General features: G+C 40.8%; 19 protein-coding genes and 1 pseudogene. 11 read left to right on the top strand and 9 right to left on the bottom strand.

The genetic code is table 11. The features are described 5' to 3' along the window. Nucleotides 1-126: 126 nt before the first annotated feature. Entirely contained in the window at nt 127-1413 is a 1287-nt protein-coding gene (locus AADY36_RS18775; RefSeq protein WP_055021855.1) for a hemolysin family protein, read from the top strand. 29 nt (nt 1414-1442) lie between these two features. On the opposite strand, the gene iadA is transcribed toward AADY36_RS18775, so the two are convergent. The 3 genes from iadA to AADY36_RS18760 form a co-directional block, all read right to left on the bottom strand. After that, nucleotides 1443-2609 carry a beta-aspartyl-peptidase gene (gene iadA, locus AADY36_RS18770; protein ID WP_239963457.1) on the bottom strand — a complete coding sequence of 389 codons (1167 nt, stop codon included), beginning with the start codon at nt 2607-2609 and terminating at the stop codon, nt 1443-1445. An 11-nt stretch (nt 2610-2620) separates the two neighbouring features. Further along, the gene (gene yfcC, locus AADY36_RS18765) at nt 2621-4030 is read right to left on the bottom strand and encodes a putative basic amino acid antiporter YfcC (RefSeq protein WP_342409464.1); all 1410 of its coding nucleotides are present in this window, start codon (nt 4028-4030) and stop codon (nt 2621-2623) included. A 142-nt stretch (nt 4031-4172) separates the two neighbouring features. After that, nucleotides 4173-7100, bottom strand: a complete 2928-nt coding sequence (locus AADY36_RS18760) for a TonB-dependent receptor domain-containing protein (protein ID WP_342409463.1) — start codon at nt 7098-7100, stop codon at nt 4173-4175. A gap of 343 nt (nt 7101-7443) precedes the next feature. Here AADY36_RS18760 and AADY36_RS18755 point away from each other — a divergent pair, with 343 nt between their 5' ends. The 7 genes and pseudogenes from AADY36_RS18755 to AADY36_RS18725 all read left to right on the top strand — a co-directional run bounded on the left by AADY36_RS18755 (nt 7444) and on the right by AADY36_RS18725 (nt 17468). After that, a complete protein-coding gene (locus tag AADY36_RS18755; protein WP_342409462.1) occupies nt 7444-9138 on the top strand; it encodes a cyanophycinase in 1695 nt (564 codons plus the stop codon). Nucleotides 9139-9225: 87 nt separating this feature from the next. Further along, nucleotides 9226-9639 (top strand): hypothetical protein, encoded by a 414-nt coding sequence (locus tag AADY36_RS18750; RefSeq protein WP_054563048.1) that lies wholly within the window; start codon nt 9226-9228, stop codon nt 9637-9639. Between the two features lie 71 nt (nt 9640-9710). Continuing rightward, nucleotides 9711-10799 carry a 6-phosphofructokinase gene (locus AADY36_RS18745; protein ID WP_342409461.1) on the top strand — a complete coding sequence of 363 codons (1089 nt, stop codon included), beginning with the start codon at nt 9711-9713 and terminating at the stop codon, nt 10797-10799. Nucleotides 10800-11012: 213 nt separating this feature from the next. Beyond that, a complete protein-coding gene (locus tag AADY36_RS18740) occupies nt 11013-12176 on the top strand; it encodes an efflux RND transporter periplasmic adaptor subunit (RefSeq protein ID WP_055198854.1) in 1164 nt (387 codons plus the stop codon). 12 nt (nt 12177-12188) lie between these two features. After that, nucleotides 12189-15319 (top strand): annotated as a pseudogene (locus tag AADY36_RS18735) (efflux RND transporter permease subunit). Continuing rightward, entirely contained in the window at nt 15319-16722 is a 1404-nt protein-coding gene (locus AADY36_RS18730; RefSeq protein WP_342409460.1) for an efflux transporter outer membrane subunit, read from the top strand. The pseudogene AADY36_RS18735 and the gene AADY36_RS18730 overlap by 1 nt, the downstream one beginning before the upstream one ends. A gap of 128 nt (nt 16723-16850) precedes the next feature. Continuing rightward, nucleotides 16851-17468, top strand: coding sequence for a TetR/AcrR family transcriptional regulator (locus tag AADY36_RS18725; protein ID WP_058584303.1), 618 nt, complete (start codon nt 16851-16853; stop codon nt 17466-17468). A gap of 8 nt (nt 17469-17476) precedes the next feature. On the opposite strand, the gene AADY36_RS18720 is transcribed toward AADY36_RS18725, so the two are convergent. After that, nucleotides 17477-18574, bottom strand: a complete 1098-nt coding sequence (locus AADY36_RS18720; protein ID WP_342409459.1) for a HupE/UreJ family protein — start codon at nt 18572-18574, stop codon at nt 17477-17479. Between the two features lie 177 nt (nt 18575-18751). Next, nucleotides 18752-19441 carry an anti-sigma factor gene (locus AADY36_RS18715; protein ID WP_055198857.1) on the bottom strand — a complete coding sequence of 230 codons (690 nt, stop codon included), beginning with the start codon at nt 19439-19441 and terminating at the stop codon, nt 18752-18754. Nucleotides 19442-19745: 304 nt separating this feature from the next. On the opposite strand from AADY36_RS18715, the gene AADY36_RS18710 reads away from it, so the two are divergent. Then, the gene (locus AADY36_RS18710; protein ID WP_054563056.1) at nt 19746-21368 is read left to right on the top strand and encodes a diacylglycerol kinase family protein; all 1623 of its coding nucleotides are present in this window, start codon (nt 19746-19748) and stop codon (nt 21366-21368) included. Nucleotides 21369-21372: 4 nt separating this feature from the next. Here AADY36_RS18710 and AADY36_RS18705 read toward each other — a convergent pair whose 3' ends face one another. After that, on the bottom strand, nt 21373-21639 hold the full coding sequence (locus AADY36_RS18705) for a VF530 family protein (protein ID WP_054563057.1): 267 nt from the start codon (nt 21637-21639) through the stop codon (nt 21373-21375). 56 nt (nt 21640-21695) lie between these two features. After that, complete coding sequence (locus tag AADY36_RS18700) at nt 21696-21995, bottom strand: DUF1496 domain-containing protein (protein ID WP_054563058.1); 300 nt, start codon at nt 21993-21995, stop codon at nt 21696-21698. Nucleotides 21996-22072: 77 nt separating this feature from the next. On the opposite strand from AADY36_RS18700, the gene AADY36_RS18695 reads away from it, so the two are divergent. Next, nucleotides 22073-22303, top strand: coding sequence for a TIGR02647 family protein (locus AADY36_RS18695; protein WP_054563059.1), 231 nt, complete (start codon nt 22073-22075; stop codon nt 22301-22303). 53 nt (nt 22304-22356) lie between these two features. On the opposite strand, the gene maiA is transcribed toward AADY36_RS18695, so the two are convergent. Both maiA and hmgA read right to left on the bottom strand, forming a co-directional pair. After that, nucleotides 22357-22986: a maleylacetoacetate isomerase gene (gene maiA, locus AADY36_RS18690; protein WP_054563060.1), complete on the bottom strand. Its 630-nt coding sequence runs from the start codon at nt 22984-22986 to the stop codon at nt 22357-22359. After that, a complete protein-coding gene (hmgA, locus tag AADY36_RS18685) occupies nt 22986-24290 on the bottom strand; it encodes a homogentisate 1,2-dioxygenase (RefSeq protein ID WP_054563061.1) in 1305 nt (434 codons plus the stop codon). The genes maiA and hmgA overlap by 1 nt, the downstream gene beginning before the upstream one ends. A 103-nt stretch (nt 24291-24393) precedes the next feature. On the opposite strand from hmgA, the gene AADY36_RS18680 reads away from it, so the two are divergent. After that, nucleotides 24394-24849, top strand: a complete 456-nt coding sequence (locus tag AADY36_RS18680) for a MarR family winged helix-turn-helix transcriptional regulator (RefSeq protein WP_055021862.1) — start codon at nt 24394-24396, stop codon at nt 24847-24849. Nucleotides 24850-24931 lie beyond the last annotated feature (82 nt).

The raw sequence follows: 24931 nt of genomic DNA, 5'->3' as shown, positions 1-24931 counted from the left end.
TGATTACTACAAAGTGGCTATAATCAGCTGCTTTTTGTCCATTCTCGCCAAACTCTCGCCAGCCTAAACGAGCAAAAAGTTGTTTGCATTCAACACTCTGAATGCGCTTAATTATTAGGAGCTACAATGAGTGATTTACTCATTATCATGATTTTAATTTTGATCAGTGCATTGTTTGCAATGAGCGAAATAGCGATTGCGGCATCTCGTAAGATCAAATTACGAGTGATGGTAGACGAAGGGAACAAAAAAGCCCAAGCAGTGCTTAGCTTGCAAGAGCAACCTGGGGCATTTTTTGCCATGATACAAATTGCCCTGAACGCAATTGCCATTTTAGGTGGTATTGTTGGTGAGCAAGCATTATCTCCTTACATAGAACAAATCTTAGGCATGATTTATCAAGGCCCGTTATTGAGTCAAATCAGCTTTTTGATTTCGTTTTTGAGTATTACCTCTTTGTTTATTTTATTTGCTGACCTATTACCTAAACGGTTAGCCATGATTATGCCAGAGGCGGTTGCGGTAAACGTGGTGTCCATTATGCGCTGGGTGACCTTTGCGCTCACTCCTTTTGTTGTTTTCTTTAATGGTATAACTAATTTGGTTTTACGCGCTTTTAAAGTACCTGCTGAGCGAGAAGATATTGTCACCACAGAAGACATCGTTGCGATGATGGATGCAGGGGCAGAGTACGGCAGCTTACAGCAACAAGAATATGAGCTAATTGGCAATGTATTTGATTTAGAAGCACGTTTTTTATCGAGTGTGATGACTCCTCGCGATCAAATTGTGTATTTTGATGTAAAAGCTGATGCTCAAGAAGTTGCAACCAAAATTATTGAGCACCCTCATAATCACTTTTTAGTGTGTGATGGTAGTTTAGATAAATTAATTGGCTCGGTTGAATCAAAAGATATCCTACGTAAGGTGCTAAAAGGGCAAACCGCTGAAATCGACAATGAATTAATAAGCCAAGATATTTTTTATCTGCCAGAAACATTGAGTCTTTCAGAGGCGCTAAATACTTTCAAAAAAGCGGCAGAGCCGTTTGCCGTAGTGGTTAATGAGTACGCGCTAATGGTAGGTATTGTTACTGTTAAAGATTTAATGAAAGGATTTATGGGCGACTTAATTAGCCACCAGGGTGAAGAGTTAATTATTCAACGTGATAATTCATCTTGGCTGGTCGATGGTTTAACACCTGTGGTTGAGCTTGCTAAAGTCCTTGAAATTGAAGAGTTCCCTGAACAGTCTCATTACGAAACAGTCGCAGGGTTTTTGATCTACACCATGAAACGCCTGCCTAAACGCGCCGAGTTTATAAACTATGCTGGCTATAAGTTTGAGGTTGTTGATGTTGAAGGGGTGAAAGTCGAGCAACTACTCGTTACTCGCATTTCGGAACATGTTTAGCATAGTGTTTAAGGCCGCCGATTGCGGCCTTATTCAAAGGCGCCTTTAACAAGTGCTTTGCCTTTGCTTATCATATGAACACCCTTTGACCAGCATTCTGTTGGCGCAAGCGTTGTTTTATTAAGTAACACAAGATCGGCATCTGCATTTTGCTTAATTACACCTTTATTGATACCCAGTATCTGTGCAGGGTTTGATGTAATCGCCATTAAAGCGTGTTCAATCGAAACATTGTATTTTTGCACAGCTTCTACAAACGAGCCATGCAATGTGGACTCTTTGCCTACTTCAAGGCCAAGCAGGTTAAAGCTTTTGTCAAAAATAGGAAGGCTTGCATGGCCATCTGAGCTCATGGTTAGTTTTGTTGGGTCGACTTTATTCTCTAGGCAGTAAGCTAGTGCGTGTGCGGCAGAGTATTCACCATGAGCAAGGTCATACTCGGTTGTACTTGTTGTAAAGTCGATAGTGCCACCGGCTTTACAAAACTCTACCCCAGCATTAAGTAAGTCAATATTGCGATTCATGTGAGTTGGGTAAAATTGTGCTAGCGAAATATCGGTTAGCTTATCAACCTCATGCAATAACGATAAATGTGTATCAACAGGGCCAACATGAATGCTGACAGTGCCTTTTTTACCACTTAACATGCCAGCTACTTTTGACTCAGCGGCAAGCTCTGCCAGCTGTTGCACTGTGGGTTGGCTGCTACGATGATCCGATATAGCAACTTCTCCCACGCCAATAAACTCATCTATGTACATTAAATCGCTGGTGATAGAGTCTGTCAGTGTTTTCGCAGGTAAATGATATGAGCCCGAATGACAAAAAACGTTGAGCCCAAGCTCTTTCAGCTCTTTTGCTTTAGCAATCAAATTACTATGAGTTCGGCTACTTGAGTCAGTGCCAAGAGCTGCAATAACGGTTGTTGTACCATGCAGTGTTGCATCAGTCAGGTTCATTTCTGGTGTTCTACTTGCAAAGCCAGCTTCGCCGCCTCCGCCAGTTATATGAACGAGTGAATCTACAAACCCCGGGGCCAAAATACAATGAGTGCCATCAATCGTGGTAATCCCCTGATAAGTATCGATAGTTATTTCAGGCTGTATATCAACTATTTTAGTGCCAGCAATCAGAACATCTTGAATACCTAAAGGTGAGGGGGCGAAAACGTCTGCGCCTTTTATAAGTGTTAACATAATTAAATCTTTTACTGATAGTTAATAAAGTGTGCGAGAAAAATAAAACCACTGGCAAGGCCGAACAAAGCTAAAGTGAAGCGCCAAATAAAACGTGCCCATTCACTCCAATCTAATTTAACAATACCTAAACAGCCAATAAGGCTAGCAGAAGTCGGAATAAAAATATTCGTTAAACCATCACCCAACTGAAATGCCAACACCACAATTTGACGTGAGATATTTAACAAATCACCAAGCGGCGACATTAGCGGCATTGTTATGGCTGCTTGTCCTGAACCTGACGAAACAAAGAAGTTAAATACACTTTGAAATAATAGCATGCCCCAAGCAGCAATATAATCGGGCACAACTGAGATGCTGGTGGCACTATAATACAGCAAGGTATTAAGGGTTGAAGGCGACGTTAAATCGCTACCGCCAAGTATTAAAATAACGCCTTTTGCCAAAGCAACCAAAAGCGCTGCAGGTAAGAGCTCTTGGGCACCTTGTTTAAATGCGTTTGCGCTTTCATTGGCAGTTTGTTTTTTGAATAGGCTGGCGATTACAGCGCAAGCAATACCAAGACAAAAGAATTGCGCTGATAATTCAGGAATATAATACTGCCTAGCCATCACACCCCAAATAACCCAAATAATGCCAGCAATAAAAGTAAGTAAGATTAGTTTATCTGCGTTATCTAAATTTATTGCACTGTCTTTGTGTTGGTTAGATTGTTGTTTAGTTGCTCTGATAGAATTGGCATAGCGAATGGTGAATACAAGGCCAAATGAAGTAAAAACAAGCCAAGCAACCATTCTGAACCCCGCGCCAGAAAAAACGGGAATTTCAGCTATAGACTGAGCTATGGCAATGCTAAATGGGTTCATCCATGAGGTGGCAAAGCCAATTTGTGTAGCAACATAGGTTGTTAATACGGTAACTTTTGCGTCATAACCAAGTTGCTTCATAATCGGGAATAACACAATACAAAAGGCGATGGCTTCTTCACCCATGCCGAAAACCGCACCCCCTAAAGAGAAAAGCACAAACAAGAGAGGAATGAATACCCACTCAATATGTTGTGTTTTATTAATGAGTGCCATTATGCCGTTATTTATCGCACCGGTTTTTAAGATAATCCCAAACGCACCGCCAGTGATTAAAATAAACGCCATCACACCAATCGCTGCGCCATACTTATCACCTGACACTAACCCTTCAAATAAAACATTAGCGAGGCCAATTTCACCACCTTCTGCAAAAAATGCTGGCGGGGTATGATCTGAGGCTATTTGATATTGTGATAATTCAACGCTATGGCTATCTTTTTCGGCATTAAACACACCAGGGGTTATAAATAGGCTGGCAAAATAGGCGATAACGGCGACGCACAACAAAATGATGCTCGCATCTGGCATCGCAAACTGTTTGTTTTTCATAAAGTCACTTAAAGGTCATTCGACGTTTATAAGATAAGCAAGGTATTGTAGCCCTTGCTAAGAAAGAATAATACTGAGAGTCGTTAGTTTAAGATAACGTAAGCTCAAAAGTGTGGGCGACTATTAAGTCGCCCATACCTTGCTAAAAGCGATAGCTCAAACTTAACGTATAGCGACTACCATAAGCATTATGATTTATAGAATCAAAACCTCGGCTTGAACCATATAGTTTAGGCGGTTCTTTATCGAAGATATTATCGATACGAGCACGGATTGATAATGCATCATTGATAAAATACCCGGCAGATAAATCCCATACTAGCCAGTCATCAACATCGCGTTTTAACTCATCATTAAGCTCGCCAAGTTCTTCTAACTCATCTATTTCACGGCCACGTAGCCCTTCAATATCATCCTCATAACTACTGGTATAATTGGCACCTAGATTTATGTAATAACTCTCGGCATCCCAATCGATAGAGAATCTGCCTACATTTTCAGGGTAGCGATAAGTGCCGATTAACTTTTCGATTGCATCTGAACCGGGTTTGTTTCGCTCAAACTCTAAATAGTGTGTACCATCGAAAGCGAGTGTTAAGTTGCCTGTTGCAAAAAGAAAACGATGATCGAACTTAAAGTCGATACCCGCTAAGGTTTGTGTGCCGGTATTTTCCAGTGGAATAACATGGTCTCTAAATAGCGGCAGGAATAGCTCATCTTCTCGCGGATTAAACTCACTAATATAGTTTGTTAGGATCTCTGAAAGATTAGCGCCATCATTTTCGATATTAAGGCCTGCATTATCGGTTACTTCACACAGCTGCTGCTCGTACGAAATACCTTGTTGGCCTAGTGGTACTAAGCCACAGTGACGAAGAGAAGCATCCGTGATTGCTCTATCTAGTACGGCAGTCATATTGGTATCGATGACTTGCTCATGATCAAAATGCCAATAATCGACAGTGAGATTGGTATTTACAGATGGGCTCCATGCAAAGCCAATACTGAGCGCTTCAGACTCTTCGGCTTTGAGTGCTTGATTACCTAGTTCTAGGCTGTTAACACTGACTTCTGTACCATCGCCCATACAGTATAAATCTGCAACAGCCTGATTTGCGCCACAATCAAAGCTTGATTGTGTGGTACGTAATTTTACGCCAGCTTGAGTTAATGAAGGTGCTCTAAACGACGTTGACCAAGAGCTCCTAATAATTAGAGAATCTGAAGGGCGGTAGCTTAAACCTACTTTAGGGTTAAACGTTCCACCAAAGTCATCGTAATGATCGTAACGCCCAGCAACTTGCAGTTCTAGCTGCTCAGTAACTGGCATATTCAACTCTACAAATGCAGCGTACTGCGTACGGTCTGCTTCTGATAAGCTCGAGCCAAAACCAAAAACATCGACTAAATAACCATTTTCAGCACGCGCTTGTGAGTCTAAAGACGGAATATCTTTTAACTCTTCTCGGCGAGCCTCAATACCAAATGCAGCATAAATGGGTAACTCATTAAATGTAAATAAATCGCCATTAAAGTTTAAGTCCCATCCGTAGACTGTACTCTCACCATTTCTACTTGGGTTTGCTTTTGCAAGCTCAAGCACCGCATCATTATTAGCATCACCCTGTAAAAAAGGGTTGTAGAATGGCATTAACTGACCTTGCGCACAATTGAGCTGTGTTCCATCGTATGTAGCAGTTGAACCGTCGGAGCATAATTCACCAGTGATTGCAGCATGAAATTGGTAGCGGTTGTAAATACCATCAATCGCTTCTTGCTCTGACTTAGAACGAGAAAATGTTATACCTGACTCCCAACTCCAGTCCCCAATGTAACCAGCTAGGCTACTGACTAAGCGAAAGTTTTTAGTTTCAACTTCAACTGTACGCGGTGAATTAAAACGTGCATCAAATGCAAAGGCATACACTTCTCGACCCGCTTGAGTGGTAAATGGATCAATATAAAGCTGGTCCATTAAGTCGTTACTGCCATCAGCGTTATCATAAATGAATAGCGCATCCTCTATGATATACGGACCATCATCGTCGTTTATTTGATTGATTGGTGCAGGTGATGAATAGGCTTTTGATTTAGTTTGGCTATAGAAGAAATCGGTATGCCAATCTAAATCACCTAAGGTGCTGTTAAACATAAAGCCAGTTGAAAGGCTTTCAAATGGGGTTTCTAGGTAATCATCTTGGTTTGCATAGTAAGCACAAATTTGCTCACCATACTCAGTCGTGACAAGCTCTGTTTTACAGTTTGGCGCTGGTAGTTCATTGCCATCTCGGCTGCTGTAATAATAAATGTTTGGTGAGTTCTCAAGTTTCGGTAAATATGAGTAACCATTCACTAGATTAGGTGTTGCGGTATAACTTCTGTCTGTCGCTTTAAAGGCATTGCGGTCGTAAATATCAGCAAATACCGTTAAGTTACTTTCACCGATAATGGTTCCGTAGACTAAGTTAAGTTGTTTCTTAGCTTCGTCATGACTGTCAAAACTATTGGTGTAAGAAGTGTTTACTTCAGCTCCTTGATAGTCATCTTTGAGAATATAGTTAATAACACCAGCGACAGCATCAGCCCCATAAATTGCTGATGCGCCAGTGGCTAAAATATCAATGCGCTCGATTGCAGCAAGTGGAATTGAGTTCACATCGACAAAGTTTTCAGTGCCTGCTGCGAACGAGCTTGGTGCAACACGGCGGCCATTAATCAGCGTTAATGTTGCAGAAGGACCCATACCTCTTAAGCTTGCAGCGGATTGACCCGCTGGCGTTGAGGTTGATGTACCACCACTTTCAGATGTTGAAAAGGTACCGGATCCGCCTTTAAAAACGGATAAATCTTTTAATAATTCATGAATAGTGTTCGCTCCTGAGCGCTTTATTGCATCTTGGTCAAGCACTGTAAGCGGGATGGTTCCTTCTAAATCAACCCCTTTAATTCGTGATCCTGTTACTTCTACTCGTTCAATTTTTTCTGATTGTTGGTCGTTTTGAGCATACACAGCTTGTACTGGGCACAGCACAGCACTGATTGCTACAGCAATTGATAACTGACGAAACATATTGATTTACCTTTGTCTTAAAAAACACACGGCAAAACCGTGACGTTTTGAATAATTGTTATAATTTTTTAGACAGGGCAGTGGGTTATAGACACAACTAGCCCCTCACAGGAAGTGAGGTGTGGCTACTCGTCAAACCACTCCGAAAGGTAGTGTGGAGAGTAGAAATATGTGCAAAGCGATAATGCGTTTTTCAACATAATTCCAATCCGTAAGGTCTTTTGACAAAGCTAGCGATACAGTGCTAGCTTACTCGCGTTTTTAAATGTTCCATTTTTTTATAGCAAGCAACAAAAAGCTGCGCAAGCAATTTTCTAATATTTTTTTACAAGAGTGTAACAATATGAACATCCTTAAGGAGCAAAAGACTAAATATCAAACTTCAGCTTTTTCTTTGGTATTTGGTTTGTTTTTCGCATCATTTGGCAGCAAAGTCTATGCAAATGATCAACAGCAAACGCTGGTCTTAGTCGGCGGATCTTTGACCACCTGCTCAAGTATGAGCCCTAAAAACTGTCTTTCGAGTAAACAGATTAGTGGTAAACAGAATAATCAATTTCGATTAAATAATGATGCTTTATCTGCAATAAAGACAAATTGGCCAACCAAGAATAAAAAAAATCGTCAGCAAACGCTTAAGGTATTAGCACAGATTGCACGTGAAAAGTCAGGTGTGATCACTAAAAGTGATATTTTATGGGCATGGCGTGATTTAGATAACAAGTTACTAAACGAACTCACAGATTCCGAATACAACTTTGTCATAGACTCACTTGAAGTTGCTGTAATAAATACAGATTCTACCCGTCAAAAAGAGCAGGTTAGTACAAGCGATAATAACGAACGTGCAGCCAATGATATTTTAGACTTTGTTGCTGCCTCATTAAAAACAACCACCGAATCACCAACAATTTTAGCGGTTACGGCTTCAAGCAGAGACCCATATGAATCAGCTGACTTTTATGAAGGGTTATTAAACTTTAAGGGTGTTGAATCAAGCTGGTTACCTCTAACCCCCGCCTTAGCAAAAGCGATTACCAGTAAGCAATGTGAGAGTTTGGATTCTTTACGCACTGACTCTATGGGCGTTTTTAATCGTGAGACAATTTACCCTGATCGAATTAAGGCCGAAAAAGCGCTTTGTGATAAAGGGGTAGATCATTTAGTTAAACTGATTGAAAACGCGACGGGTATTATGTTTAACGGTGGCGATCAGAGTTTAACCAGAAAAGTACTGTTTGATGATAACGGTAAGCAATATCCTTGGACTCACGCAATTTTGCAAAGACCATTACTTGTTGGCACAAGTGCAGGTACAGCGGTACAAAGTGGTAGTAAAAATGCCTATGGCACAGTGCCGATGATTTCAAATGGTACAAGTTTATCGGCAATGAGAGAAGGCTCGTTTGCGGTGTCTGCGCCGAGTGAGCGCTGTGAAAATGAATGCGGTGATAAGATTTCGGCTGACAGTCTTACCTATGAAAAACAAGGTGGGCTTGGCAGTTTTACTTATGGTGTCCTTGATACACACTTTAGCGAGCGCAACAGAACAATGCGTTTGGCAAGATTACTGGCAGATACCGGGCAACAGCATGGCTTTGGCATTGATGAGACCACCGCCCTTGTATCAATTCGTGCTGGTGAAACCGCACTAATGACGGTGATTGGTAAAAGCGGTGTCGTGCATGTTAAATCTGACGCTAAAAACAACGGAGCAATCAGTTATTGGCCTGCTGGTGCAGTTATTGATGTAACAAAGGATGGTTTTACTCTAGCTAAACGAACTGTTGATAATGCACTCCCTAGTATTAAAATTCCGCCACTGCCGATGCAGCGTTTTGGCACTATTTTTTCAGATGCTAAATTACGTTCGCTTGTACAAGCTATGTGCTTAACACAAGAGCAACAAGCAGTCGCTCAGCATGATGAGTTTTTATTAGATTTAAATGCCACAGACAATACTCATTATTACCGTGTAAACACGAGTAGTACAGGCTGTGCGGTAGAAAACCTAGCCTTTAAAGTTAAGACATTTTAACGATGTAAGGTATTGAAAAAGTAGTGGATTATTTGTTCGTTATTAGTTAGCGTAAGGCTAATAATGAACAAACCATGGAATGGGGTTATGAAATATAACGTACTACTTTTATTTATTTTTGGCTGTTTATTTGCCTATTTATCTATACCAGTCATAGGTTATGGCTCGGCTATTGCGATTCCAACCGAAGTACTTTCAGCCCTTTATGACTTGTCACCTAACTTTGCTTTATCAATGGTTGATATCGTGACTTTAGGCCTTCCTTTGTTAGCGTTACTTTTAGTATTTTTACTCATTAGTAAGTCTCTGTACCTTAAAGATAAAGCGTATTCATACTTTATATTGCTGACACCATTTTTAGCGCTGCATTTATATTTTGCTGTTAACACCTTTTCTGCAAATATTGATAACACCACTTTACTGACTAGTCTGCCTAAGTATGTATTACTAGTGCTATTTGTTGCGCTTTTTTCTACGCATAAAAAACCAAGTTTTAGTTGATGTAAGTCATACGCGAAACTTCAACATATAAGCTAATCTGTAATTAATCAGTGAACGAAGTTGGTAACACAATGAAAAAATTACTGCTATTAACAAGTGGGGGTGATTGCCCTGGGCTCAATGGGGTGATCAGAGCGGTGGTTAAAGCAGCCGAACATGATGGCAATTGGCAGGTGTATGGTAGCCGAAGAGCATATTGTGGTGTGCTTGAAAAGCCATATGATATTATACACTTAACCAGTGAAGTTGTGGCGGGTATTCATGTTCGTGGTGGAACAATTCTCGAAACTGTTAATAAAGGGAATCCTACCGCATTTCCTGCTGAAATAGCGGGTGAACAAGTGTTTATTGACCGCTCTGATGAGTTAATCAGTATTATTAAGCAACTTGGTTTTGATGCCGTTATAAATATTGGTGGTGATGGTTCACATAGGGTATCTCAGCATTTATTTGAGCATGGCTTAAATATCGTTGGGGTACCAAAAACTATTGATAATGATTTATATGGCACTGATTACACAATTGGTTTTCAGACTGCTGTCGACACCGCCACCGAAGCCATTGATCGTTTAATACCAACAGCGCAAAGTCATAACCGAGTGATTGTGACTGAAGTAATGGGGCGCGATGCCGGTTGGATTTGTTTGCATTCAGCCATTGCAGCTGGCGCAGAAGTCGCACTTATTCCAGAGATTCCTTACGATATTGAAGCGATTAAAGCCAAACTAACATCACGTTTTGATAAAGGTCACGGATTTGCCAATATTGTCATTTCAGAAGGAGCAAAACCTGTTGCTGGTGGTGTTGTTAGTAAACAATCAAATGAACTTGGTTACGAAAACCCAATGCTTGGTGGCATTGCTGAGCAGCTTGCTTCACAAATACGTGTGGCGCTTGATCTTGATGTAAGAGTAACCGTATTAGGGCATATTCAACGTGGAGGCACACCTAATGCGTTTGATAGGGTGCTTGCAGCAGAGTTTGGGGTGCAAGCATTCGAGCTAGTAAAGAAAGGCCAGTTTGGTTTTATTCCTGTCAGTAAAGACGGTGAAATTAAACCAATCAGTTTAAAAGAAGCTACTTCTGAATATCGCGTCATCCCTCTAGAACATTGTTTAATAGCAAGTGCCCGCGCAATGGGCATGTGTTTAGGCGAATAATCTGCGAATTGATATAACTTCAATTCGCATAACTAATAGTTTTAAAACAACTTTCTCAGTTACATTCGTAATAATTCAATTAGCAATTTATTTATTGCGCAAAATTCATGCGTTAAAGCAAGCATTTTATTTAATGTAAAGTTCTTTAAAGATGGTTGATCTGTGCCTTTTTTGGTTTAGAATGATCGTTCACTCTAAACTAAGGAACTACACATGCAGCGCTCTCGCATTCCATTTTTTGCAGTGTCAGCTTTGGCTGGTGCTGTTTTATTATCAGGCTGCGGCCAATCAGAATCGGCTCAAGGGCAAACGCAGGCAGCTCAAGCTGTTCCTGTTGGTGTTATTGAGATGCAAAGCAAACCACTTACGCTAACTAAAGAATTACCGGGTCGTGTGGCTGCTTCACGTATCGCGCAAATTCGTCCGCAGGTTAACGGTATTATTCAATCACGTATGTTTGTTGAAGGTGCTGAGGTTGAAAAAGGACAAGCTTTATATCAGATTGACCCATCTACATTTGAAGCTGAAGTAGCGACTAGTAAAGCCGCTATTACTAAAGCTCAAGCAAGTATTGCAAATGCCAAGGCAAAAGCAGAACGCTATAAAGAGCTATTGAGCATCAAAGCAGTAAGCCAACAAGATTACGACGAAGCTGATGCAGCATACAAAGGTGCAAAAGCAGACTTACTAACGGCTCAAGCACAGCTTAAAACCGCTGAAATCAATTTAAACTACAGCAAAGTGTTAGCGCCAATTAGTGGTCAAATTGGTAAATCAGATGTCACTGCCGGTGCCCTTGTGAGTGCTAATCAAGCAACAGCATTAGCAACCATTACTCAATTAGACCCAATCTATGTTGATTTAACCCAGTCAAGCAGTGAACTAACACGTTTGAAAAAAGCCATTGCTGCGGGTGATCTTGATAAAGATGCCGCTTTACATTCAAAAGTTGAATTAAAGATGGAAGACGGCAGTACTTATCAACATAAAGGTACATTGCAATTCTCTGAAGTGACTGTTGATCCAAGCACAGGCTCAGTAACCTTACGTGCTGAATTTCCTAACCCAGAAAAATTACTACTACCAGGTATGTATGTTCGTGCAGTGATTGTTGAAGGTGTGAAAAGTGATGCGATTTTAGCACCGCAACGTGGCGTAAGCAGAAACACAAAAGGTGAGCCTACTGCCATGGTAGTAAGCAAAGACAATACCGTAGAAGCACGTGTGCTTAAAACTGATCGTACTGTTGGTTCAAACTGGTTAGTGACAGACGGCCTAAACAGTGGCGATAAGTTAATTGTTGAAGGTTTACAGAAAATCCGCCCAGGTGCACCAGTCAATGCAATGCCTGCAGAATCAGCAGCTAACAGCCAGTAACGGAGAAACTTAATGTCACGATTTTTTATTGATCGGCCCATATTTGCTTGGGTGCTTGCTATCGTTGTTATGCTGGCAGGTATCTTAGCAATTAGAAGTTTGCCGGTTGCGCAGTATCCATCAATTGCACCACCTGCAATTAGTATTCAAGCCACATACCCTGGTGCGTCGGCCCGTACTCTAGAAGATACGGTTACACAGGTTATTGAACAAAAAATGAAAGGGCTAGATGGCTTGCTCTACATGTCTTCAACTCTGAGTCTAACGGTTCAGCGACGTTAACCTTAACCTTTAGTGCAGATACAGACCCTGATATTGCACAGGTTCAAGTACAGAACAAATTGTCGCTTGCAACACCGTTATTACCAGAAGAAGTACAACGTCAAGGTGTGTCGGTTGCAAAATCTGCTCGTAACTTCTTAATGGTTGTAGGCTTTGTATCTGAAGACGGCAGTATGAACAACATCGATATCGGTGATTATGTTTCATCAAACGTGCTTGATATTGTCTCGCGTGTAAACGGTGTAGGTGAAGTGCAGCTGTTTGGCTCTCAATATGCAATGCGTATTTGGTTAGACCCAGCTAAATTACTGAAGTACTCATTAACTCCTGCTGATATTAGTGCTGCAATCAGTGCTCAAAATGCGCAAGTTTCAGCAGGTCAATTAGGTGCGTTGCCAGCAGTAAGTGGCCAACAATTAAATGCAACGGTAACTGCACAAAGCCGCTTACAAACACCTGAGCAATTTCGAAATATTTTTGTAAAAACCAATGCTGATGGTTCAGTTGTTCGTTTAAGTGATGTTGCTGATGTTGAATTAGGTGGTGAAAACTACGGTGTTGTTGCGCGTTTTAACGGCAAACCGGCATCAGGTTTAGGTGTTAAGCTTGCCAGTGGTGCTAATGCACTTGATACAGCAGATGGCGTAAAAGCGGCCCTTGCTGAACTTGAGCCTTTCTTCCCTGAAGGTTTAACAACGGTTGTTCCTTACGATACGACACCATTCGTATCACTTTCGATTGAAAAAGTTGTCAGCACTCTAATCGAAGCTGTTGTGCTGGTGTTCTTGGTAATGTACTTATTCTTACAGAACTTCAGAGCAACACTTATTCCGACTATTGCAGTACCTGTTGTATTGCTAGGTACGTTTGCTATCTTGCAAGTGTTTGGCTTCTCAATTAATACCTTAACCATGTTTGCGATGGTACTTGCCATCGGTCTGCTTGTAGATGATGCAATCGTCGTGGTTGAAAACGTTGAACGTGTAATGACCGAAGAGAACTTATCTCCTCTTGAGGCAACACGTAAATCAATGGATGAAATCAAAGGTGCCCTTGTTGGTATTGCGATGGTGCTTTCTGCAGTATTTGTGCCTATGGCGTTCTTCCCAGGCTCAACAGGGGTTATTTATCGCCAGTTCTCAATTACCTTGGTAACTGCGATGAGTTTATCAGTGCTTGTTGCATTGATTTTAACGCCAGCTTTATGTGCGACAATGCTAAAACCAAGTCATGTACATAACGATAAGTCTTTATTTGGTCGTTTCTTCCTTGGCTTTAACCGTGGTTTTGACAGAACGAACTCGGGTACACAAGGTTTTGTGTCTCGCATGATCAAGCACAGTAAACGCTACTTACTTATTTACGGTTTAATCGTGGGTGGCATGGTGTTTATTTTCTCACAATTACCATCGGCATTCTTACCAGATGAAGACCAAGGTATTTTGTTTAACCAAGTAAGCTTACCTGCCGGTGCAACAACAGAGCAAACTTTAAAAGTTGTTGAAAAGATGGAACATCACTTCTTAGAAGAACAATCAGAAGCGGTTAAGTCTATCTTTACGGTAACAGGATTCAGCTTTGCAGGTTCTGGTCAAAACGCGGCAATCGGCTTTGTGGGTTTAAAACACTGGGATGAACGTCAGCGTCCTGATCTAACCGTCGGTGCGGTTGCGGGTAAAGCCATGGGATACTTCTCAACGATTAAAGAAGCGTTCGTATTTGCTTTCCCACCTCCTGCGGTTGTTGAGCTTGGTACTGCAAACGGTTTCACCTTGTTCTTACAAGATAGGGTTGGTCTAGGTCACGAAAAACTACTTGAAGCACGTAACATGTTTTTAGGTATGGCTGCACAAAACCCGGTGTTATCAGGTGTACGTCCAAATGGTCAAGAAGATAAACCTGAGCTAGAGCTTGATATTGATTTGGCAAAAGCCGAAGCATTAGGTCTTACTCAAGCAGATATCAATAATACGTTATCAACGGCTTGGGGTAGTAGCTATGTAAATGACTTTATTGACCGTGGTCGTGTGAAAAAAGTGTACTTACAAGGTACGCCTGAATCACGCATGGTGCCAGAAGACTTAGATGAGTGGTATGTACGTAACGCCAATGGTGACATGGTGCCATTTACTGCCTTTGCTCATTCTTATTGGACATATGGCTCACCACGTCTTGAGCGTTATAACGGCTTTTCAGCGATGGAAATCCAAGGTGCGGCTGCACCGGGCTACAGTACTGGTCAAGCGATGGCTGAAGTTGAGAAAATGGTTAAGAAATTACCACCGGGCGTATCGTTCGAATGGACAGGAATTTCATATGAAGAACGTTTAAGTGGTGGTCAAGCGCCATTACTTTATGCACTTTCATTGTTGGTGGTATTCCTATGTTTAGCGGCGTTATATGAAAGCTGGTCAGTTCCTGCTGCAGTTATGCTCATTGTACCGCTTGGTGTATTTGGTGCGTCGATTGCGTCATTTGTATTTAATTTATCAAACGATATTTATCTCCAAGTGGGTCTATTAACCACCATAGGTCTGGCATCAAAAAATGCCATCTTAATTGTAGAGTTTGCTATTCATAAAATGGATGAAGGTATGAAACTTGTCGATGCCGCGGTAGCAGCTATTCGTCTACGTTTACGTCCAATCTTTATGACATCAATGGCATTTGTGTGTGGTGTACTACCACTGGCAATTGCATCAAGTGCAGGCTCAGGTGCACAAAACGCACTCGGTATTGCTGTTATTGGCGGTACTCTTGCGTCATCGACCATTGTAGTAATCTTTGTGCCGTTGTTCTTTGTACTGGTGCGCAGAGTATTCCCAGGCAAAACAAAGTCAACTAATGAGGAGCAGGCATAATGAAAGCAAAACTTATCTCAGTGTCTGTTGCTGCACTTATGTTATCTGCCTGTAATATGGCGCCAGATAGGGAGCAACGTGAATTACCCGTTGCTCAAAACTATGATATCCAAGGGACAGCGGGCGATATAAATGCGCTCAATTGGCAGTCATTTTTCAGTAATGCGCAACTTCAACAGTTGATTGCGCTAACGCTGGAAAACAACAAAGATATTAAAACTGCTGCACTGAATGTGCAGCAGGTTAGAGCAATGTACCAGATTGAAGATTCAGCGCTTTACCCAAGCATAGACCTAAATGCATCGGGTACACGTCAGCGTCTTCCGGCAGATTTATCTGGTACTGGTCAAGCAACTATCTCTGAAAACTATTCAGCAACTGTAGGCCTAACCGCTTATGAGATTGATCTTTGGGGCAAAGTACGCAACCAATCAGAGCAAGCATTACAAAACCTATATTCGGCTGAATACAGTTTGACTAGTGTGCGCATTAGTTTGATTTCAGAATTAGTGAATGCATGGCTTAACTATGCGACGGACAAAGAGCTTTTGGCACTTGCAAACGAGACTTTAAAGTCTCAGCAGGAGTCTTTAGAGCTAACCCGTAAAACATTTGCTCTAGGTGCTGCTTCTCAGTTAACGCTATCGCAACTTGAAAGTACAGTAGCAACCGCTAAGGTCGATATTGCAAATTATCAGCGTTTATTAAAGCGCGATAAAAATGCCCTCGATTTTCTAGTGGGTAAAACCGTCACTGCAGATTTATTACCGAGTGAAAGTATAGATGATGTACTTAGTTTGCCTGATGTGCCAGTAGGGTTACCGTCTGAGCTATTGACTCAGCGACCTGATATCAAAGCTGCAGAGCATGATTTATTGGCTGCCAATGCAAACATTGGTGTGGCAAAAGCGGCTTTCTATCCAAGCATCAGTTTAACCGCGAATGCGGGGACAGCTTCAGCTGACTTGAGTAATCTTTTTGATTCAGGTTCTGGGACTTGGAGCTTTGTGCCTTCGGTAAACTTGCCTATTTTTAACATGGGTCGTAATCAAGCTAATCTCGATGTTGCAAAAGCTCAGCAAGAAATAGCTATAACCAGTTACGAGCAAACCATTCAACAGGCATTTAAAGAAGTATCTGATGCCCTTGCTGACCGTGAAGGTTATATGCATCAGCTAGATGCCCTGAATGACTTGTATCAAAGTAATGAGCTATCTTTTACTTTATCGGATGCACGTTTTCAAAAAGGCGCCGACAGCTACTTGCAAGTATTGGATGCACAACGAAATTGGTACAGTGCAGGACAACAGTTAATTTTGGGTAAGCAAGCGTATCTGGCGAGCCAAATTAATTTGTATAAAGCACTAGGTGGCGGCTGGAACGCACAAAAAACTGTGCAATAAATCAGCAAAAGCATAATTTATTTAAGGTTTTGCAGGTTCTTAGTTGTTTTGACTCTCCTCAAAGATTAAGATCCTGTAAACCTTGTTTAAATTAAAGTTAACCCTAGTCAGTAAAGCTTGGAGAAACCATGACGCAAAAAACGAAAAGACACAATGACCCTGCGCTTGCTGAGGCAAGACGTAATCAAGTGCTTTGTGCCGCAGCGGATTGTTTTCGACGTAAGGGTTATCATGGCGCGGGAATGGCCGAAATTTCTAAAACCGCGGGTATGAGTGCTGGCCACATCTACAATTACTTCGCCAGTAAAGAAGCGATTATAGAATCGATTGTTGAGCGTGATATGGAAGAAATGTTCTCAATCTTTAAAGAGTTTGCTGATAAACCCGGCGATCGTGTCACTGTATTGCTTGATGGTCTAGGTAGAGGCGTTGAGCGCCATACCGATTTGAATCAAGGTGCGCTTGATTTAGAAATGCTCGCCGAAGCTGCACGCAATGAAAAAGTGGCTAACTTATTACGTGAGTCAGATAGCCACGCTCGTGATTCTATGCGTGAATTATTAGTGGGTGAAAGAGGGCCATTACAAGGTACTGCACTTGAAGAAGTGAATGCCCGTATTGAAGTGATGTTTTCAGTAATGGGTGGCTTGTTACTGCGCAAAATGCTCAACCCTGATTTAGATATTCATGAGTTACTTAAAGCGCTACGTCCAACAATGAAAACCTTATTGTTACCCTTTGAATAAAGCGCTTATTAAAAGCGCTCTATAGACCATTGGATTGCCATAATGGCAATTAGCACTGAACCTGCTGGCATAATGGCTTTTTTGTACCAGGGACTATTTCTAAGTAGCATTAGTAGTGGTAAACAAATTGCTAAAATAACCAGTTGACCAATCTCAACCCCTAAATTAAAGGCTAAAATACTCATTAGCTGGTATTCATTTGATAAACCAAGCTCACCTAAAACACTCGCAAACCCCATACCGTGTAATAGTCCAAAACAGAATGTGATCCAGCCTAAGCGCACAATCATTGGCCAAATATTATTTATTGCAGCAAATAATACAGAAAGCGCGATACCTAATTCTACCCATCGGGTGTTTGGCGATATGATATTCATAGCAGTCGCTGTTAGGGTAATTGAGTGAGCAAGTGTAAAAGCGGTGATGATCCAAGCTGTATCAATTAGAATTTGTTTTTTAGACTCGACACGTTGCCACTCGCCTTGCTTACGAACTAACACACAGCCCAGTAATAGCGCGATTAAAAACAAAATATGATCGGTGCCCATCCAAATATGTAATATGCCTTGATGTACATATTTAATAAACGTTGTGCTGAAGCTTTGCTCTTTAAAGTTTATAACTTGTTTTGGCGTATTTTGTTCAAATACGCGGCTTGATTTAGCAATGGCAGCAATTGCTTGATGATGCTCATCTATATCAAATAGGGCTGTGTAATTAACTGTTATAGAACTATCAGATGGACAATCAACTTGTAGTGGCACATGGATATACGACTGATTAAAGTGGTTATCTATACTGAGTGCACCATCAATCGTGACCTTGCAGCTTTGATTTTGTTGTAACACATTAAAATGGCTATTTAGATAGTCTAATACTGCTTGCTGCTGTGATGTAATTTCATGCCATGTAATTACATTATCCTGATTTTTATCGAAGTTGAGCGCTTTATCGAGATCATTCACCGAGGCTTGCCAAGAGCCTACTAGCAATAGCTTATTGCTCGTTTGTTGTTCTAAATTAAGATAAGCGGTGCTTTGCTGGTGGGCGTGACAGATAGAGCTAAAAATTAATAGAAATAGCGTAAACAACAACGACTTTTTCATTTTTATTCCTAAGATAATACAAGGAGATGAGTCTAATACTCGAATTACCGCCTATTTTTTAAAGCGGATATAAAAAGAGGCTGTAACTATAGCAAGTACAAAGGTTTATCGAATAGGTCGTTTATCTTAGAAATAATGGCTTTGCTCGTATTTATATTGTTTCTAGTCTGTGTATGATTAGTTCGCATCGAGTACGGCTGTATAAATAATTTCGCTTGGGCTACCTGATTGTGAGCCGCCAATTGGCTCACGGCTTATTGCAAGTAAAGTGATATTTTGTGGTTTAAATAATGCATTTCGGGCAATTTCTTTACTATCTGATTTTGGTAGTAAAGCAATAGGGATGGCGCTCGGGTAGCCTTTTAAACGGATCCACAACTGGTAATCATAATCAGTTTGTAAACTCATGCCGCTAGCTGCTTTAAGTAAAATACTGTGATCGCTTATATCTAAATTCCAAACTGGCTTATTTGCTGAGTCATAAAACGTTACCGAGTGATTTATTTTATCACTAAACGACTCTTGCGGTTGCCAAGTAATTAATACCAACACAATACAAACCGCTGTTGCAATAGCAGCCCAAGCCTTAAATATTCCATATTTAGGTTCTTTTGCTTTCTTCTGTGTTGGTAAAAAAAGTGGGTCAATCCGTTTTGTTATTTTATCCCAAACTTGCTGATCAGGTGGGTTAGATTCAATCGCGTTTTCTAGGTTTTTTATATGTCTTTGCCATAAGGAGGTTGCGTATCGGGCTCGAGGAGAGGTACGCATTAGGCGGCTAAATCTATCTCGGGCATGGCCATGTAAAGTGCCTAAAACATATTCTGCTGCAAGTAAATTAAGTAGCGTTTGGTCATCGTATTTCATAACGAATTAGGCTCGGGTTGATTTAAATTTTTAACGAAAGCTCTACTAAAAACCTGTCATTATTAGGCATGGCTTTTAACTTAGACTAGCAGGGAAAGAGTACTTGGCAAATCTATCAAATTGGTTCTATGTAAATTATTGTAAGTTATTCATAAAATTGTGAAAAAATGTCCTAAACTAAAATGGTAAGCTTTTTTATAAATGCTAAGTTACTGATTTTAAATAGCCAGTAGGGGTAATTGAACGGCTTTTACTGGAGTGAAACTTGCAACGTGGTATGCAATTAGAATAACAAGGAGTGATTATGTGGGCAGCATTTAGTTACTTAGCTTTAGCGATTGTATTTATAATTGCGGCTATTCGGGTAGAAACTGTTTACTTTGCGCTGTTTTTTTATTGGACGGCTTTGTCGTTACTTTTGGTTAGTGGCGCATATTTTTTTAATATTGCACGTATTTTTAGAAAACGTGAAAATGGCGTTATTCCTATCTATATTCGTTGGGCTTTTATTCCATTTTTATTGGGTGCACAACTTTACAATGCTTGGTCGAGAAAACACGATAAAGTGCCACCATTACAACAAATTAATGAGCATTTATTTTTAGCCTGTCGTTTATTTCCTTCAGATATAGACACCATGAAAGAAATGGGTATTACAGCTATTTTAGATGTAACTTGTGAGTTTGATGGCCTTGAATGGTCTTCTACGCAAGAGAATATTCGTTATTTAAATATCCCTGTACTTGATCATAGCGTGCCAACACGCGCGCAACTACACCAAGCGATTAATTGGATTGACCATCAAGTAAAAGCAGATAGACGTGTCGTAGTACATTGCGCCTTAGGGCGTGGCCGTTCAGTTTTTGTGATGGCAGCTTACTTACTTAGCCAAAACAAAGATGCCGATGTACACCAAGTACTCGCACAAATTAAAGAAACTAGAGAAACTGCAAATTTAAACAAGCGCCAGCTGCGTCATCTTGTGCGTCGCCATCGTAGAGGTGACTTGTTAATCAAAAATAAAGCTGTGCTCATCGCTAATCCTGTTTCTGGTACAAAACTGTGGGAAGCTAAACGTAAGCAAATTACCTCTCGTTTGTCTGAGTATTACGATTTAACTGTTTACACCACGTCAGAACAGGTAAATGGTACTGAGTTGGCCAAAGAAGCACTTGAATTGAACCCTGATGTAGTCATCGCCTGTGGTGGCGATGGCACAGTAACAGAGGTGGCAAGTGTACTTGTAAATACAGAGTGTAAACTGGGTATCATTCCTTTAGGTACTGCCAATGCGCTCGCTCATGTGTTGATGGGTATACAATCGAAGCTTATTCCGGTTGAGCAGGCTTGTGAGCTGATAATTGAAGGGCAGGCGAGTCGGATAGATACCGCTGTGTGTAATGGCGAGCGTATGTTATTACTTGCAGGAATTGGTTTTGAACAAAAGATGATTGAAAAAGCCCATCGTGATGCTAAAAATGAGTCTGGGCAATTAGCTTATTTACAAGGATTTTGGCAAGCATTAGGTGAGCATGAAGCGCAAGACTATGTTGTTACTCTTGATAATAACGATGAGCAAACAATCAATACCACCAGTTTAATCATCGCCAACGCAGCGCCATTTACTACTTTACTTGCTCAATCTGCAGGTCAGCCAGATCACCAAGATGGTTTACTTGATGTTAACTGGCTAACACCTAGTGCCGATTCTAAAGCGAGTACTTTAAGTATTGCGGAGTTAGTGTTCTCGAGTATTACGCAAACTAGTTTTGCTATTAACAGTCACCACACAAATGCTAAACGAGTGACAGTAAGCGCAGAAAAAGGGTTGACCTATGTTATTGATGGTGAAGTTAAAACTGCAGATAAACTAGAGGTGGAGATATCACCGAAATCGCTTTCGGTGATTGTAGCAGCTGAAGATTAAGTGGTTACCTTTTGATGCTTTTCCATTGGAAAGTGCCATCATCAGCTTGGTCATTATCGATAAAGGTATCAATATATAACTGCTCTACTTTTTCTCGTGCCCAAGGGGTCTTTCGTAAAAATTTAAGACTCGACTTCACACTTGGGTCATTTTGAAAGCAGCGTACGTCTACGTGCGCTGCCATACCTTGCCAACCAAGTTTTTCTTCAAGTTTAGTAACGATGTCGGCTAGTTTAACGCCATGTAACGGATTATTTGGTTGATTGTCCATGATAAATCTTAGGTTATTTGCAACCGCGCAATAGTACCCTATCTGTGCGTTTTAAGCTAATTGACGTGAATCGTTTTCGCTTGTTTAGGGTAAATAATCTCGCCATTAGCATTTAGTCTGAGCCAAGCCAAATCACTGTTTGAAAAATTAGGCTGTTTAGCAGTGCAAATTAACGTAATATCGCCAACGGCAATATAGGCACCTTCGGTATAGCGTTTATTTTCATACCAACACACTTTTTGATTGTTTAATGCCTCTTGACCATCAAGTACGATTAGTGGTTTTTCCTTTGCTAGTGCTTGGTTTAGAAACCCTAAAGTAAACAAAGTACTTAACAGTAAAATTTTCTTTAACAAAATACGCCTCCCGTTGGGCAGATCTGTATAACTACACTAAGCTTATGACAAGGAATAAATAATAAAAAGGTGAACACATGCAATTTGATAAAAATATGATCGACGAACTAACCCTGCTTGCAAAATTTCCTCGCAACTCTCAAATGCAGGGAATTAAAATTCATTCCGATGCCGAAAGCTCAATTAAAGATGCAGCAAAACGTCTTTATGATAAAGGTATTACAGATAGTCCTGATGGGGGCTACTTAACCGACTTAGGGCTCGATTTAATAAACCATGTGAGTGTGATTAACTCAGCGCTTAGATAACAAATAAAAAAGGCCCGAAGTGTTCGGGCCTTTTTAACTACAAATCTTAAAGCTTAAATTGCATCTGGCTGATTTTGTGGTGCAGCATCAATAAAGGCATCAAGCTTATTACATTGCTCATATACCGCAGCAATTTTAGGGTACTTGGTCATATCAACTTTAAAGCGCAAGGCATTAAATACTTGCGGCACTAAGCACACATCAGCAAGCGTTGGTTTGTTGCCCACACAAAAAGTATTCGCTTCATTAAGTAGCTTTTCAATACTCTCAAAGCCAACTTCTACCCAATGCTTATACCAGGTCGTTTTTGCTTCTTCATCAACACCAAGATCGTTAGCCAAGTACTTTAATACACGCAAATTATCGATAGGGTGGATATCGCACGCTACGGCATAACATAAATTACGGATCTGAGCTTTTTGCCATGCATCACCCGTTAAAAGAGGCGTTTCTGGATGAGTTTCTTCTAACCACTCTAAAATAGCCAGCGATTGCGCAAGTACACCTTGATCAGTTTCAAGTGCTGGCAATAACCCTTGTGGGTTTTTAGCTAGGTACTCGTCACTTTGTTGCTCTGATTTTAATAAATTAACCGTTACTAACTCGTGATCAATGTTCTTTAAATTAAGCGCAATGCGAACTCTGTATGCAGCTGATGAACGAAAATAGCTATAAAGTTTCATTATATGTCCTGGTTACCTGTGAAATGTTTTTTAATAGTGCGCCAACAGTCAGTGTAATTAGGCTGACGCTCTTTACCTTCAAGGGCATATTTAGTTGGTGATATAACGTAACGCGATTCGAACATAAATGCCAAAGTGTTTTCGTAGCGTTGTGGTTCAAGCTCAGCATTTGATGCTTTTTCGAATACATCTGCTTCTGGACCATGTGGCGACATACAGTTATGTAAGCTAGAACCACCTGGTACAAAGCCATGCTCTTTGGCATCGTACACACCTTCGATTAAGCCCATAAACTCACTCATAATATTACGGTGGTAATAAGGTGGGCGGAATGTGTTCTCAGCCACCATCCAACGTGGAGGGAAGATAGCAAAATCGATATTAGCGACACCTTCAGTACCCGATGGTGATGTTAATACAGTAAAGATTGAAGGATCTGGGTGATCGTAACTTACTGTATTCATAACATTGAATCGAGCAAGGTCATACTTGTAAGGTGCACTGTTACCCGTCCAAGCAACCACATCTAATGGCGAGTGGCCAATATCACAACGGAACATATTGCCATTGAATTTAGCTACGAGTTCGAAATCACCTTCTACATCTTCAAAAGCCGCTACAGGGTAGTGGAAGTCACGGTCATTGGCATAACCATTGGCACCCACTGGGCCGCGCTCTGGTAAAATATAGGCATGGCCATAGTTTTCACAGATGTAGCCACGGGCTGTATCAGTGAGCAAATCAACTGCGAACTTAATGCCACGAGGAATTACGGCAATTTCTCCTGCACGAACGGTTAGTTGCCCGCACTCAGTTCTAAGTAATAGCTCACCTTGTTGCGGCACAAATAACATTTCACCATCAGCATTATAAAAGTAACGCTGTAGCATTGATTTATTAGCGACATAAATATGAATACCAATACCTGTTTGTGCATTGGCACTGCCGTTGGCAGCCATAGTGACTAAACCATCTATAAAATCAGTTGGCTGTGCTGGAATTTCGATTGGATCCCAACGTAGCATTGTCGGGGGTGTTGGCACTTCTGTAATAGGAGCAGTGCGAATAAGGCCATTATCAATTGGCGTGTAATCACCTTGTATTACTGACGGGCGAATGCGGTAAAACCAAGTACGACGGTTATCAGCACGGGGCGCTGTAAATGCCGTTGTGCTGAACTGCTCAGCATATAAATCGTATTTAACTTTTTGCGGGCTGAATTGACCGATAGGTAATGCACCGGGTAATGCTTCGGTTTCAAATTCATTCCCAAAGCCTGTCATATATTGTAATTCGTTATTCATCACTAGACTCCTGAAAGGTTTTAGGTAAGATACTCTCATGTGAGACTAAATTCAAACTACATTGAATTTACATGTGTAAATATTATTTGACAGTAGTGCAGCCATGACGACAGATAAGCAAACAACGCTCGATTTAAAACAGTTCTTACCTTATTCATTAACCAATATTGCAATGCAAATGAGTGAGCAGTTTAGTGAGCTATATCAACAGCAGTTCGATTTAACCGTGCCACAATGGCGGATAATTGCGAATTTGGCCCAATATGGCGAGCGCACTGCCAAAGAATTATGTGATATGGCACAAATGGATAAATCAACGGTGTCTCGTGCAGTAAAGTCGCTATTGACCAGAAACCTTATAATAGCCAAAGAAAACCCTAAGGATAAACGCGCAAGTTTGTTATCACTATCCGTTGATGGGAACCGTTTGCATGAGCAAATTGTGCCATTAGCAAATGCGTGGCAAGCAGGTTTAGTGAGTGACTTAGATAGCCAAGAACTTAAACAATTTATGAACACTCTTAGTAAGCTTTCCAATCACTTAAATAAAAATGTGTAATTCTGTAATCAAGGCTTTATAGCAATTGATTTAGACAATCGATACGTATATGATAATGGCTATCATTTACAATTAGAAACTT

The organism is Pseudoalteromonas sp. D15MCD-2, assembly GCF_038562745.1.
Lineage (GTDB): Bacteria > Pseudomonadota > Gammaproteobacteria > Enterobacterales > Alteromonadaceae > Pseudoalteromonas.
This window is presented reverse-complemented; position numbering and strand designations above follow the sequence as displayed.